Raw genomic sequence first — 14,107 nt, forward strand, 5'->3', positions numbered from 1 at the left:
TGCTCTTTTCTATAGGAGAGCTGTCAAAGATTGTGCATATACTGAAGGAAGAGAGGAGAATGTACTATGAAGCTGTTTGATTTGCATGCGGACATCGGATACGATGTCATGCAGAAGAAGCACACGGAAACAGATATACTGAACCGCTTTCATCTGCAGAAGTTTTTAGAGGGTGAGGTTTCTTATATCGGTATGGCATCCTTTTTTGAGGGAAGTGAAACGTGGGACTATATGCAGGATATGGTTTTGTCCCTGAAAAAGGAAATCGAGCATTGCGAGATGATCGATTTGGTGCTTTGTGGTGAGGATTTAATTGAAAACGGACATATCAAGGCAATACTGACTGTGGAGGGAATGTGCGGTATCAAGGAGCATGCCAGAGAAAAAATCGAGTGGCTGTATGCGCAGGGTGTACGCATTGCCTCCTTTTGCTGGAACGAGGAAAATCTGCTGGCAACCGGCGTAAAGGGGAATCCGGAGCATGGCCTTCATCCGCTTGGGAAAGAGGCACTGCAGGCAATGATTGACTGCAATATGCTGGTGGATGTATCCCATGCCAATGAGCGAACCTTCTGGGATATTATGGCACATCCCTCAGCACGCGTTATCGCCACGCATTCCAATGCGAGAGCGTTGTGTGATCATCCACGGAATCTTTGGGACGATCAGATTATCGCTATCGCAAAGCGGGGGGAATCATCGGTATGAACAGTGCACCGGCGTTTGTCCATGAGCGTCCTGAAAAACGCGATATCCCTCATCTGGTTGCTCATATGCACTATATAAAGCAGCTGGCAGGAATCGAAGCACTGGCACTGGGGCTTGATTATATGGATTTCTATGAGGGCTGTGAGGAGCTGCATACAAAAAATCTGGAGGATTGTTCAAAGAGCCAGCGTTTGATTGAGGGAATGCTGACCCGGAATTTCAGTGAGGAAGAGGTAAGATTGATTGCCAGTGAGAATGCTCTGCGTAAGCTGAAAGAGGTTTTGTAAAGAAAGTTAAAAAAAGTTTTGGGCGCCCCTGAGCGCTTTTTTTTATCCTTTTAACTGCTTGAAGTCCTTTGTTTCTCATTGTATGCAAGGTTTGCATCACATAAGAATAACACGATAAATACCATGCTTGCTCGTAATGGTACTTGTTTTTATATAAGAGAAAAAGTATAATAAACACGACTTTTGTAAAATATTGTATTTGCGGTTGGAATGCCGTTTAACATTATGCAAAGGGAATGATGGAAATCGTGAAAATGGCGGGATAAGGGATTTCAGGAGGATGATGGTTATGGTTAGAGGTATGAAACGTCTGATGGCATTTTTCGTAGTATTTACACTTTTGTTTCAAATGACAGATATGCCGCTGCATGCGGAAAACAGCAGGGATGTCAGTGCTTTACTGACAGTTAAGGAAGCGTATATTGAACAAAATCATAAGGATGTTGTGGAAAACAGCATGTTGACAGATACCGATCCGGTATCTGTATCTGTTAATTTTAAGGTGCCCGTTTTAGGAGACGGATTGACAGAAGAGGATTCTTATGTAAGAAAAGGAGATACTGCTGTAATTGAGCTTGCAACGAAGTATAAGCTGGCAGATACAGCTTCTCCAAGCTTTGCTCTGACAAGAAAGGTTGAGGAAAACGGCGGCAGCAGAGAAGTTAAAATCGGATCGCTTCGCATTGTTACAGACACGGATGCGAATAAAGTATATGCCCATATCGTTTTTGACGGTGATGATGAGGTGTTTGATGGACAGCCCATAGCCGGGGGAGGCGCCTGGTCAAATGTCAATTGTAAATTCTCAACAACTCTGGAATATAACGGTACAGGAGATGGCGCCAAGCCTGGAGAACATGCTGTAACCATTTTGGGAAAAAGCTTTTCTGTAAAGGTGCCGGAACCGCCTGTTATTATGACTATGGAAAAAAGCGGAGCTGTTGAAGGAAAGTTTGTCAGCTGGAAGGTCAAAATAGATGCGCAACAGGCAGGAGCAGCTGCAGATTTTGGCGGCTATGTATTTCAGGATAATCTGAAAAGCGTTGGAAGCTATGTGGACAGATCCTTTAAAATCGGAACGGCAGAGGATGGCAGTGATGCTGTAGAAAGAGAGGTTTCCTATGAAGCTTCACTGCTGCAGCACACATTTCCGGAATCGGCAAAAGGGATTTGCTATGTGTTTTTCAAAACGGAAATCCCGGATGCAATTTATTATGCAAACAGCGAAAAAACGATAAGAAATACCGCTGTCATCCTAAAGGATAAGGAGCAGGTCAGTACATCCAGTGCCAGTGTGAACTATGATGGAACCTGGATAAAAAAGGAATTGAATGGAATTAACCATAAGGATGGAACGATATCATGGACGATTACAGCAAATCAGCCTGCTGCATCGTTAACGAATGCAGTCATTACGGACAAGCTGGATAGTAAATTGAACTGGCAGTCTGCAGCTTTGGAAATATATAATGGAACCTCCTGGGACGCAGGATCTGCTTCTTTTTCCAATGAACCGGCGGATGGAAAATATGAAATTGGTACTATAAATGCCAAGGTTCGACTGACAATCACGGCACAGCTCAAGGATAAATCGGAAATAGAGCATACCGTGGTATCGGTAAATAATAAAGCAACACTCAGCTGGGAAGGGAATACAGGAGTTGGCAGCAATTCTGTCTACAGCAGCATCGGATTCAATCCAATCACCAAGACGAAAGGAGCCTATGATGCGTCTGCACATACGGCGACCTGGAATGTGAACGTGGAGCAGTCCGATGTGAATGATGATTTACGTGTGCTGGAGCTGCTTGTGTATGATGCATCCTTTACCTGGGATGATGCTTATGAAATCACAGACAATACTGGAGCAGACTTAACGACAGTAAGCAAAGAGGTTGTAAAGAGCTTGACTCCCAGCTGTAATCAGCGGTATGTAAAGGATTCCTTTGCTACGGAAGCTGACAGTGCTGCTGTTCCTACACTTCATCATATCAAAAAGAATGGTACGGTGATTGCGGATGTTCTGGTCGTCACAGGGACAGATGTTAACGGGCTGGCTGTGGATGGTGCAAAGGATTTGACGAATGCTGACAATGTTAATAAACAGGTCTCAGCTGCTGATAAGCTGTATAATTATAAAGATGGCTCTGCTGTTTTCCGCCTTCAGGTCAATGCAAGCGATTTGAAGGATATGACCAATGATGTAACAACTGTCGACGGCGAACAACTGGGAGATGTTACCGTGAAGGATATCCTTCCGAAGGGATGGGAGTTTCAGAATATCATAGCGGATAAAAAGTTTTTGATATATGAAGGGGTATCCGCGAACGGAAAGGTTACGGCGAAAACACTTGTTGAACCGGATTATATTACCAGTGATTTCACGAAAGCAGGAGAAGCTGCATTCACCTTTTCCTCATTGCAGAAGCCATATGTGATCCTGTTGAAGGCAGGACCGAATGAGCAGACGGCAAAGGGATATTTCGATAAGAATCAAAAGATTAGTCTTGAGAATGCTGCTTCCCTGACCGCAGAGCATATGACTGCGGAAAAGCATGTAAAGCAAAGCATACAGATAAAAAGCACCACAATATCCAAAACAAAGCAGCGACCTGACAATGGAATTCTGCAATGGAAAATCACCTACAATCCCTATATGCAGAAATATGGGAATGCGCTTATTCAGGATACCTTGTCTGAGGGAATCGAGCTGCGGATGAAATCTGATGGAGCTCTGGATATGGATGAACAAAACATAGCCATACAAGAGCTGGATATGGAAGCAGACGGTACCCTGAAGGCAGGGAAACCACTGAAGGATACAGCAAAATACATACGATATAATCCTGTAAACAGAACCTTGTATTTTACAATCCCTGATGAACAGAAAGTCTATCAGCTGATTTATCTGACCGATATAACAGGGGATTATCAAAGTACGCTATCCAATCACGCTATCCTTGCTTCCGGTCATACAGAAGAATCCGGAGTTACCGTGAATGACCAGGTTTATCGCTCAGATGCCCAATCTACAATGCAGCGCAGCGGCTGGCTGGAAATCACCAAGGTCAATGAGAAAAATATTCCTTTGGAAGGAGCGGAATTTACCGTATTCAGTAAGGAAAATGATGCTGTCATTCGAAAGGGAGTCACCCCGGTGAGTGGTGTTTTGACAATCCGGGGTCTGCCGATTGGAAGCTATTATATGAAAGAGACAAAAGCACCTGATAATTACCTGCTGTCACCGGTTGTTTATCAGATTGAGGTCATAAAGGAAGATGTATCCGTTCTTACAAAGATCAATGGAAGTAAAAACACGCTAACCCTGGTCAATACACAGGAGGGAACGAGCGGTGATTTAAAGATACGCAAGGAGCTGAAAGGAAATGATACTGATTCTGATTTGGAATTCAAATTCAGAATTCAGGCAGGTAAGCTAAACAAGGAAGTAGCCTATCTTGGAGAGGGAGGAAAAAAAGACGGCACGCTTGTCTTTACGGATGGTAAAGCGGAATTTACCTTATGCGGAGGGCAGAGTATACAGCTGGTGAATCTGCCAAAGGATACAGATTATACGATTGAGGAACAGGAATATCAGGAATTGGGGTATCAGATTGAAAAACAGAATGATAAAGGAACGATCAAAGCAGACGTGCTGCAGGAAGCGGTCTTTACCAATATTCGAAACAAGGTGTTATCGCCTGTATATTATCAGATGAATGTACATATTTCATTAGATGGACAAAAGCCGCAGAACGGGCAGTTCCGGTTTCAGCTGAAGGATGAGATGGGGGTAGTGCTGCAGACAGTGAAAAATGATGGCGGTGTGATTAAATTAAAGGAATTGAAATTCAGCAGTCCGGGTGTTTACACCTATCAAATTACACAGATGACCAATGCTGTGGATACGATTCGATACGATGAGGGCTTGTACACCGTTATCATCACCGTCATTGAGAAGGATGGTCTTCTTACAGTGGAGAGTGTTGTATGGGAAAAGGACGGGAAATCCTACGAATCAGATACACCGCTGTTTTCAAATACGACATCACAGGAGGAAACACCACAACAACCGATTGCACCGGATGAATCACAGAAAGATGCAACATTGGATACAGAAGAGAAGGAAACACTTCCTGAGAAAGAGCCGGTAAAGACAAAGGAGCAGCAAACAGGGGATAAGAACAAAGGAGCAGTAAAGCATGAAAAGAAAAAGGCGACAGCTGAAACCTATGACAGCACGCATATGACATTATGGCTTTTGACTGCTTCTGTATCTTTTGCCTTGCTGGGAATCATCAAACTGTATGGGATGCGGAAAAAAAGCTAGATTATATCCTGCAACCACACGAACTATCACCAGCATCAAAAAAGAGGAAACTATGATACGGAATCAATCAACGCTGTTATAGTATTTAGATTGATGATTTCCACAGAGGAACGACGCAGCAATCTGCATATGACTGCTGCAAAATGATATAATTTAGATTCATGCATCTGAAACGAGCGATTGCAGTAGCTTCGGGAATGAAATGGATATGGTTATTCAGCGTTTCCTGCTTCAATGAAGCAGCAGACACCTCTCTTATAAAGGAAAACAGAGTATATGTCTGATGATGTAATCTTTACGGAAATATAAAAAAAAGGGAGATTCTTCTGTTGATGTAAATCAACGGATGCGATATCTCCCTTTCCTTCCTGTTTGAATATTATACGTGCTGCTCTGCTTTCATGCTTTTCACCTTTGCATTAAGCAATCGCTGCGCAGCTGCCGGATCATTCACATCCATAACACACGCTTCCATCGGACACATACCGGTTTTGGTACGGTTGATGATATAGGGAACCTGTTCGTCATAGGTTACTGGTATGTTGTACAGCTGGAAAATTTCCAGAGCATGCGTGGAAATGACACAGGCATGTACCTGATGTACATCTCCGCGGACCATTAACAGCGCTGCTGCTTTGCCAATAACTTTGTCAACCAGCTGGGCACCCTGCAGATGTCCCTGATCCAGCAAATGCAGGATGGGAAGGATGCCGTTCGCATGTTCCTTGTACAGCCGCTGCTTCTGCAATACGACACAGGTAAGCTCCTCCGCTTTCAGAATTCTAATGAGTTCATCCATGATTTTCTCCTTTTGTTGTAAAAAAACAGGTCATTTTCCTTGCTTTTTCAATAAAATCGTGAAAATGAAACTGTATGAAAAAAGACGATATGCATCATCGCCCTTACAATACTAGTCTATCACAAATCCATGGAAAATGAAAGCCTGTTAAATCTAATTTTTTTGCGTATAATAAAGGTATACAAACAAGGAGGGATTTTATATGAAAGTCCAGATCTACGGAAAAAACATTACAGTAACTCCAGCGATTGCTGAAAAAATCGAGAAGAAATTAAACCATCTCGAAAAGTATTTCATAATTGATGAAAACGTAGTCGCTAATGTGGTGGTGCGGGTGTATCCGAATAAACAGAAAATCGAGGTTACGATCCCTACAAAATTTGCAGTATTGCGTGCAGAGGTTGTACAGGACGATTTATATGCAGCTATCGATTTGGCGATTGATAAATTAGAGGATCAGATTCGTCGTCAGAAAACAAGACTGACAAGAAAAAATAAAGAGAAACTGGCATATGCGTTCATTGAAGAAGAGGAAATTGAGGAAGAATTTGACGATACCGATAATGAACTGGTTCGTACAAAATCACTGGTTCCGGATACCATGGAGCTGGATGAGGCAATCATGCGTATGGAAATGCTGAACCACAGCTTCTTCATTTACCGTGATGATGAAACCAAGGAAATTGCGGTTGTCTATAAGCGTCATGACGGCGGTTACGGATTGATTGAAACAGAATAATAGAAATCAAAAGGCGATGTGCTACCGGCGCATCGCCTGTTTCTATGCTGAAGGAGATTATACACATAATTCACTGTTGTATCACAATGCATTTCACACGATGAGGCTTTCAATTGTAAACGTACCGGATCAGCGAGTGAGATGCTGATGGTGTTATCATTATCACTGGTCTGCGGTATTCATGGGAGGAACCGCTACCTACAGCTTTAAGAAAGAGACAATTACACGATAGAGAAAGTGTGTAACACATATTATGTACAGCGGATAGGGTAGATGTGAGCTCTGCATAAATCGATTGATAAGCTATGATACGCAACAAAAATATAAAATTAAGATGTAAGCCGGCTTTGACAGTTTGTGATAATGTTAACTCTTTTGCAACTTCGGGTTGATTTCATCCACTTTCTATCCATTGTTATCAACTGGCATTTTATTTATAATGGGAATGTAGAAAGGTTGTGATCATATGGAGATGACGCTTGGAGGCAGAATTCAGACACTGCGAAAGCAAAGAGGAATTACACAGGAGGAGCTGGCCAAGGCTATGCAGGTATCGACACAGGCAGTATCCAAATGCACCAAAGGCGCGCAGAGCGGGAATGCGTTGGAACACCGGATGCCATGCTGTTACCGCGGCTGACAGATTATTTCAATGTTTCAGTTGATTATTTGTTTGGAAGAGGAAAACAGGAGCCGGAAAGACTAAGTGATCTTGTCTTTCAGAAGCTGAAGGGGCTAAAGCGAAGCAAGCAGCTGGAGCTTGCGTTTGAAATCTGCTATATGATGGAAAATGCAATCGGTAAGATTCCGCATCATGAGGCACTTCCCAATCAGGAAAACTTTATGATGCAGGAGGGCGCAGACCCCCTGCTGTATCAGGTTTTGCATGATGATGTATATTCCTGCATGCGTCTGAATGAGGAATTTCATTATTTTTTATATGTACCGCAGCCGTCCTGTGGTTTTTTACATGCACTTCCCGCACAGGAGGAATTCGAGGAGCTTCTGGCCTTTTTGAATAAACCGCATTGCTTTGCGATGCTGTATCAGCTATCAAAATGTCCGCAGGGAAGAGGCTTTCAGGTAAAAGGGCTTGCGAAAAAGCTGAGCATTGAAGAAGCCGATGCCGCACAGATTTTACAAGATTTAAAAAAACGGCAGATTGTTCATGAAATTCAGCTTGAGAAGGAAAAGGGCTTGGAGCCGATTTATGTACTCAGTGAAAAGCCGGGCTTTCTGCCCATGCTGCTGTTTATGGCCGCCTACATACAGTCAGGTATATTATACGGATACTTCGCCATGGATCGTGAGCTGCCTATATTGAATGGGGAGGTGTCTCATGAATAGCATCAAATCTGCGGTATACAAAAAGAATCGGCTGAATTTTATCCTTGCCTTGCTGGGCTCGATTGGCAATGCAGGGATTGCTGTAGGGGTTGCCTTTTTACTGCGTGAATTTGTTGATATATCAATCAGCGGTTCCATGGATGCTCTTTACCGTATGCTCAAAATGTTTGTTCTGCTTTTGCTTGCAATGGTGCTTGTGGATGTCATCAGCTTTATATTTACCAACCGCTTTATCTGTCGTGGAATGCGTCAGTACAAGCATATACTTTTTAAAGGGCTGCTGCAGCGTAGTATTTCGTCCTTTCAAAAGGAAGCAGTTGCACAATGCATGTCCGCATTGTGCAATGATGCGACGGTGATCGAAAAAAATAATCTCGAGGCGATTTTTGAAATCTGCACGTATGGGATGATGCTTGCTGCAGGTCTTGGCTCTATGCTGTATCTGGACAGCTATCTAACAATCTGTGTGATTCTGGCAAGTATGGTGCCGCTGCTGGTATCTGTATTCTTTTCCGGCGCTTTGCAAAGAGCAGAGTGTTGTACATCGAAGCACCATGCGGACTTCATTGCTCTGCTGAAGGATTTGTTCAGTGGTTTTACGGTAATCAAAAGCTTTCAGGCGGAAGCTGTAGTGCTCGATGCTTTTGAGCAGGAAAATACAGCGCTGGAGAAATCCAAAAAACGTCGCAGGGATCTGATTTCCATACTGATGCTGCTGTCGCAGATATCTGGGTTTCTAGTGAATCTGGTCGTTTTCGGTCTAGGTGCCTGGTTGTGTATCCAAGGCAGAATTACTGCAGGGACGGTGATTGCATTCGTCCAGCTGCTGAATTATATTACACTGCCGATTGAAAAGCTCCCTGCACTGTACTCAAAAAGAAAGGCCAGTGCCGCCCTCATGGAAAAAGGGGAAGCTGTTTTGCATGTGAAGGAGGAATCGCTTCCTGAGAAAACAGTAACAAAGTTTCGGCAGGCTGTAGCACTGGAGCATGTGAGTTTCTCATATGAGGAAGGGAAAAAGGTTTTGTCTGATATCAACATTCGTTTTGAAAAGGGAAAGCGATATGCTGTTGTTGGAGCGAGCGGAAGCGGGAAATCCACTCTGCTGCAGCTGTTGCTGGGATATGATCGAGGCTATGAGGGAAGAATTTTTCTGGATGAAGTAGAGCTCAATGCATTAAGCAGAGAAAGTCTCTATCGTCTGGTATCCATGGTGGAGCAGAATGTTTTTGTATTCAATGCAACACTGCTGGATAATATCACAATGTTTCAAAGCTTTCCTCCGGCAGTCTGTGAACATGCCCTAAAGCGCAGTGGTCTGGATACATTTGTACGTGAAAAGGGTGCCGAGTATCTGTGCGGAGAGAACGGCTGTCTACTATCCGGTGGGGAAAAGCAGCGCATCAGTATAGCACGCGGTTTCATTCGCAATGCACAAATCCTTATGATGGATGAAGCAACGGCGGCACTGGATACTGCAACCGCCCGTTATGTAGAGGAGTCAATCCTGCACCTTGACGATGTAACCGCAATCGTGGTTACCCATAAGCTGCATGCCGATATTCTGAAGCAATACGATGAGATTCTCGTTATGAAGGATGGACGAATTGAGGAAGCAGGAACATTTGAGGAGCTGTATACAAGAAAGGGATGCTTCTATTCCCTGTATCGTCTAAGTGTCTGATATGAAAAAGGATCTCTTATAGAAGTTCTTTCGTGCGTTTTACATAAAAAAGCAAAAAATAGTTGAAATCCGAAAGAAAATTTGCTATTATTATTAGGCGTTGAGATGTCTACATAGCTCAGCTGGATAGAGCACACGCCTTCTAAGCGTGCGGTCGCAGGTTCGAATCCTGCTGTGGACGCCATTCGAAAATACAGGGCTTTCCTTTCATGTTAAGGAAAGCCTTTATTTATTGTAACAGTGTACACAAAGTGCCCCTTGCAGGAGGCATTTATCCTGCTAGGAAAGCGTTCGCGCCTGTAGATGCCCCAATAAAATCTGTTTCTGACAGCATCAAGTTTTTCGAAAATATGAAAACAGCGTGTAAAATTATAAAAAGCATTTATAATAGAAGCATAGCCGATGGGAGAGGATTTCTATGGATAAAAATTATGAAAGCTGTGGAGTCTGGAAGATATACAAGCTGAGATCATGCATGTACGCCTTATCGATTTGAAGCGGGAATATGAGCTGTGTATGATATTATCAGAAAAGGCAAAGCTGTCCAATGACGTTTATGCACTGGCCTTTGCCTATACCTTTATCAGCGATTTTTATCTGGCCTCAAAGAAAAATAAAGATTGCATCCGTTATCTGGAGCGTGCAAGAAAGCTGTGTGAAAGCACGGAATACACTGAGCTTCTAGCCAGAATATACAATTTCTATGGAATGTATTATAATTCGAATTATGAAGAAATCAAAGCCCTGGAGGCATATCTGAAATCAATGGAAGCAGCTGAAAAATGTCAGAATCTGACCCTGATGTTAAGCGCATATAACAATATTGCGACATGCTTTGAATTAAAACGCAATTATACAGAAGCAATTCATTATTATAAAAAATGCTATGAGCTCCTGCAGTCTATGGAAAAAAACAGCGCCTATTCCAAAGCTATCGTGTTATCAAATCTGTGCAACTGTGAGTATAGATTAAAGGACGCTGCAGCATTATGTGCTTACTTTTCCCGCTTTGAAGATCTGGACCGGCAGAGCTTTGAGGAATCGATGAATCTTTTGTATCTTTTCTGTAAGCTGATGTATCTGCGTCTTCATGAAGCTGTATCTGTGCAGGCTGTTATGGAAGAGCTGCTGCAGGCATATCGCGAGTTCTATACCATTATCCTTACGATTGAGGATACCGATATGGAGGATAACAGCAGTGGGCTTACCGCGGCTTTGGAGCTTTACCGTACGAAGGAACGACAGGTATCCCTGGAAAAAGAAAATGAGCAGCTAGAACGGCTCATGAATATCGATGATTTAACCAATATCTATAATCGTCGCTGCTTTAATGAGGATATTACAGCTACTGATTTACAAAAAGAGAAAATTGTGGCAGTGGCGATGCTGGATATTGATTATTTTAAGGAATATAACGATATTTACGGACATCAGATGGGGGATCAGGCATTGGTAAAAATCGGCCGCTGCATGAAGCAGTATGAAAAAAAGGGGGAGATTCAGTTTTATCGGTATGGAGGGGATGAGTTTTCTGCTATTTTCATCGGGCAGTCAGAGGAATCCGTACGGAAAACGATGGCGGCACTTACGCATGATATCCGTGAACAAAAGATTCCCCATAAGGGCTCAAGGACAGCACAGATTTTGACCCTGTCCTTTGGTTATGCGTTCAGCTCACAGGAGCCAGTGGATATGACAGTTCTGATCAGGCAGGCAGATGAACAGCTGTATCAGCATAAAAAGCTGCGTCGACAGCGGTGTAAACATGCAGATGCAGTTACAGGGAACGTACAGTAAACCAATGGAAAAGGAAGCAGAGCGTTAGTGTTATAAATAAAAAATTTAAAGCGATAGCGACGTTTGCTCAATATAAAGGATATAAGTATAAGTACATTTTACAGGAATGGAATATACTCCTGTAAGGGGAAATTTTCTGATATGTCAGATACAGAAGCAGAGACGCTCACATTTGATAGCTGCTTCTGTTTTTTTCTTCTGTCTCAAGGTCTGTACATTTATAACAGAAAAACGATACGTTTCTATTAAGAGTAGACATAACATGTATCTATTCCCATACCATTGAAATGATTTTAAACTGTATGTAAATGCGATACATCCTTAGAAAAGCTACATCTTGTATAAGCAAAGGTAAAAATTTCTTTTCATAATAAGTAGGAACGTTTTTTTTATTTGTGGATTTGTTTCCATGAAAAGAATATAATAAAGATATAACAATAATCGCCGTTAAATATGAATCCGTAAAATTGCAGATGGAAAGGAAGAGGACCATGTATCATGAACATGTAGCTGTAACTGTTTTAACGACCACCTCTGATATACAGGCCTGTCTGGAACAGGGTATTGCCCGTGATCTTATGCATTGCCATATTCAAACATCCGGTGTACATGGTGCCTGGAATAGCAGTGACATCATTCTTTGTGAGCTTTCTCTGTCCAGTCTGCAGCCGATTCGCAGCCGAATGAGGGAGGATGCCTATCTGCTGTATATCTGTGATGCTGATGCTGCTTCCTGTGCGGATTGCTGGGACGTTGCAGATGAGGTGATTTGCCGTCCGCTGTCTATGGCATATCTTGAAAAGCGTATCCGTTGTCTATATGAGTGCTATCGGCAGAAGGAGCGTGCATGGCTGCTGGATACATATCTCAATACCCTCATTGACAGTATGCCGGATCTGGTTTGGTTTAAGGATGAGGAAGGCTCTCATGTCAAGGTAAACAGCGCTTTCTGTCATACGGTGGGAAAAAGCAGAATGGAGATTGAGGGAAAGAATCACTGTGCAGTGTGGGATGTGGATGTTGATGACTGTGCCGAGACAGAGGATATCGTACGACGGGAAAAGAAAACCTGTCAATTCAACGAGCTGGTGAAAAGCCCGCATGGACTGCGGCAGTTTCGCACCTATAAATCGCCATTATTTGATAAACAGAACAGGATTATTGGCAGTGTTGGCATCGGGCATGATATCACCGATTTGGAAAATATGAGTACCGAGCTGGAAATCCTGTTAAACAGTATGCCATTTGCCATCCTCATTCGAGATCAGGCGGGGACTGTGCTTAATGTCAATGATAAATTTACTGAATTTTTTGCTGTATCCAGAGCTTCCATCCTCGATGTAGCATATGATGACTGGTTTTCGTCCCTGCTGAGGGAAGGCAAACAGCTGAAAAAGGAGTCGAATGGAAAGGCGATTCTGACATTTGAGGGGAATCGCAGAATTTTGGAAATCAGCAATGAAACAATTTATGATATATTCAAAAGTCGTGTCGGGGATTTGTGTATCTATCGTGATATGACGGAGGAATACCTTCTTGAACAGCAGTTGAGCAGTAATTCCAACACCGATTATCTGACTGGTCTATACAACCGCAGATATTTTTATGAGTATTATGCCGATTTACGGAAATTTAAGCAGATATCCATATTGTATGTGGATCTGGATTATTTTAAAACGGTGAATGATACCTATGGACATCAGGTAGGTGATGAAGCGCTGCGTATCAGTGCAGAGGTGCTGAAGAAAATGTTTCCAAAGGATCTGATTGCACGTCTGGGCGGTGATGAATTTCTGGTATCCATGACAGCAAGCATGAGTGCGCAGGAGCTGCTGCGGCAGGGGAACCGGCTCATTCATGAACTGCAGAAGCACTTTGAGAGGAATGCTTATTATATGAATCTGTCGGCCAGTGTCGGAATTTCGTATACTACAGATCCCGTAATGCGTATTGATGATTTGATCCGAGAGAGTGATACGGCATTGTATAAGGCGAAGCAGCAGGGCAGGTCAAAATGTCAGCTGTATGAACGGGCCGCAAGCAATACGCGATATTTGAAAAAAGCCATCCGCTGAGGTGGCTTTCATATGGAAAAAGAAGCTTAGACCGTCACTTATATAATATATAGGAAAGGCATCTGTTTTCAGAAGGTAAATTGCCGTGGACGCTCACTTGCTTTTGGGGTTAATCGTAAAAAACATCCCGGCTGCTTCCGCATGTTTCCTGGAATGTGTGCGCTGATACGGATACAGCGGGAATCAAGACGAGGCTTCATGACTGCTCAGGGACGGCAGGCGGAATCAAGCTGTATATGCTCACACAGCAAGGTGTGCTATCGATGTTATGCGAACGTGCGAAACGAATGAGTGTTTTCGAAGATTTTGTCAGGATTATGTGAAACTGTAGAGAAATGTTA

The 14,107-nt window shown here is 43.0% G+C and carries 8 protein-coding genes, 1 tRNA gene and 1 pseudogene; 9 read left to right on the top strand and 1 reads right to left on the bottom strand.

The genetic code is table 11. The annotated features are described in order from the left end of the window. The first annotated feature begins 108 nt into the window (after nucleotides 1–108). Together ACG3M1_RS09665 and ACG3M1_RS09670 are read left to right on the top strand one after the other, a co-directional pair. Nucleotides 109–995 (top strand): annotated as a pseudogene (locus ACG3M1_RS09665) (dipeptidase). 289 nt (nucleotides 996–1,284) lie between these two features. Beyond that, complete coding sequence (locus ACG3M1_RS09670; protein ID WP_217792762.1) at nucleotides 1,285–5,325, top strand: DUF7601 domain-containing protein; 4,041 nt, start codon at nucleotides 1,285–1,287, stop codon at nucleotides 5,323–5,325. A gap of 379 nt (nucleotides 5,326–5,704) precedes the next feature. On the opposite strand, the gene ACG3M1_RS09675 is transcribed toward ACG3M1_RS09670, so the two are convergent. Continuing rightward, nucleotides 5,705–6,124 carry a DUF1893 domain-containing protein gene (locus ACG3M1_RS09675; protein ID WP_002608555.1) on the bottom strand — a complete coding sequence of 140 codons (420 nt, stop codon included), beginning with the start codon at nucleotides 6,122–6,124 and terminating at the stop codon, nucleotides 5,705–5,707. A 202-nt stretch (nucleotides 6,125–6,326) separates the two neighbouring features. Between ACG3M1_RS09675 and hpf the strand changes: the two genes are divergently transcribed. The 7 genes from hpf to ACG3M1_RS09710 all read left to right on the top strand — a co-directional run bounded on the left by hpf (nucleotide 6,327) and on the right by ACG3M1_RS09710 (nucleotide 13,766). Further along, entirely contained in the window at nucleotides 6,327–6,863 is a 537-nt protein-coding gene (hpf, locus tag ACG3M1_RS09680) for a ribosome hibernation-promoting factor, HPF/YfiA family (RefSeq protein WP_002608556.1), read from the top strand. 466 nt (nucleotides 6,864–7,329) lie between these two features. After that, complete coding sequence (locus tag ACG3M1_RS09685) at nucleotides 7,330–7,503, top strand: helix-turn-helix transcriptional regulator (RefSeq protein ID WP_217792761.1); 174 nt, start codon at nucleotides 7,330–7,332, stop codon at nucleotides 7,501–7,503. Continuing rightward, the gene (locus ACG3M1_RS09690) at nucleotides 7,437–8,210 is read left to right on the top strand and encodes a hypothetical protein (RefSeq protein WP_242410510.1); all 774 of its coding nucleotides are present in this window, start codon (nucleotides 7,437–7,439) and stop codon (nucleotides 8,208–8,210) included. The genes ACG3M1_RS09685 and ACG3M1_RS09690 overlap by 67 nt, the downstream gene beginning before the upstream one ends. Further along, nucleotides 8,203–9,894, top strand: a complete 1,692-nt coding sequence (locus ACG3M1_RS09695; RefSeq protein ID WP_217792639.1) for an ABC transporter ATP-binding protein — start codon at nucleotides 8,203–8,205, stop codon at nucleotides 9,892–9,894. Before ACG3M1_RS09690 ends, ACG3M1_RS09695 begins: the two co-directional genes overlap by 8 nt. Nucleotides 9,895–10,001: 107 nt before the next feature. Beyond that, a tRNA-Arg gene (locus tag ACG3M1_RS09700) sits at nucleotides 10,002–10,078 on the top strand. A gap of 332 nt (nucleotides 10,079–10,410) precedes the next feature. Continuing rightward, on the top strand, nucleotides 10,411–11,691 hold the full coding sequence (locus ACG3M1_RS09705) for a GGDEF domain-containing protein (protein ID WP_257324989.1): 1,281 nt from the start codon (nucleotides 10,411–10,413) through the stop codon (nucleotides 11,689–11,691). Nucleotides 11,692–12,182: 491 nt separating this feature from the next. Continuing rightward, on the top strand, nucleotides 12,183–13,766 hold the full coding sequence (locus ACG3M1_RS09710; RefSeq protein ID WP_395815361.1) for a sensor domain-containing diguanylate cyclase: 1,584 nt from the start codon (nucleotides 12,183–12,185) through the stop codon (nucleotides 13,764–13,766). Nucleotides 13,767–14,107: the final 341 nt, after the last annotated feature.

Source organism: Clostridium sp. 10cd* (genome assembly GCF_044336395.1).
In the GTDB taxonomy this organism is placed as follows: domain Bacteria; phylum Bacillota_I; class Bacilli_A; order Erysipelotrichales; family Erysipelotrichaceae; genus Clostridium_AQ; species Clostridium_AQ innocuum.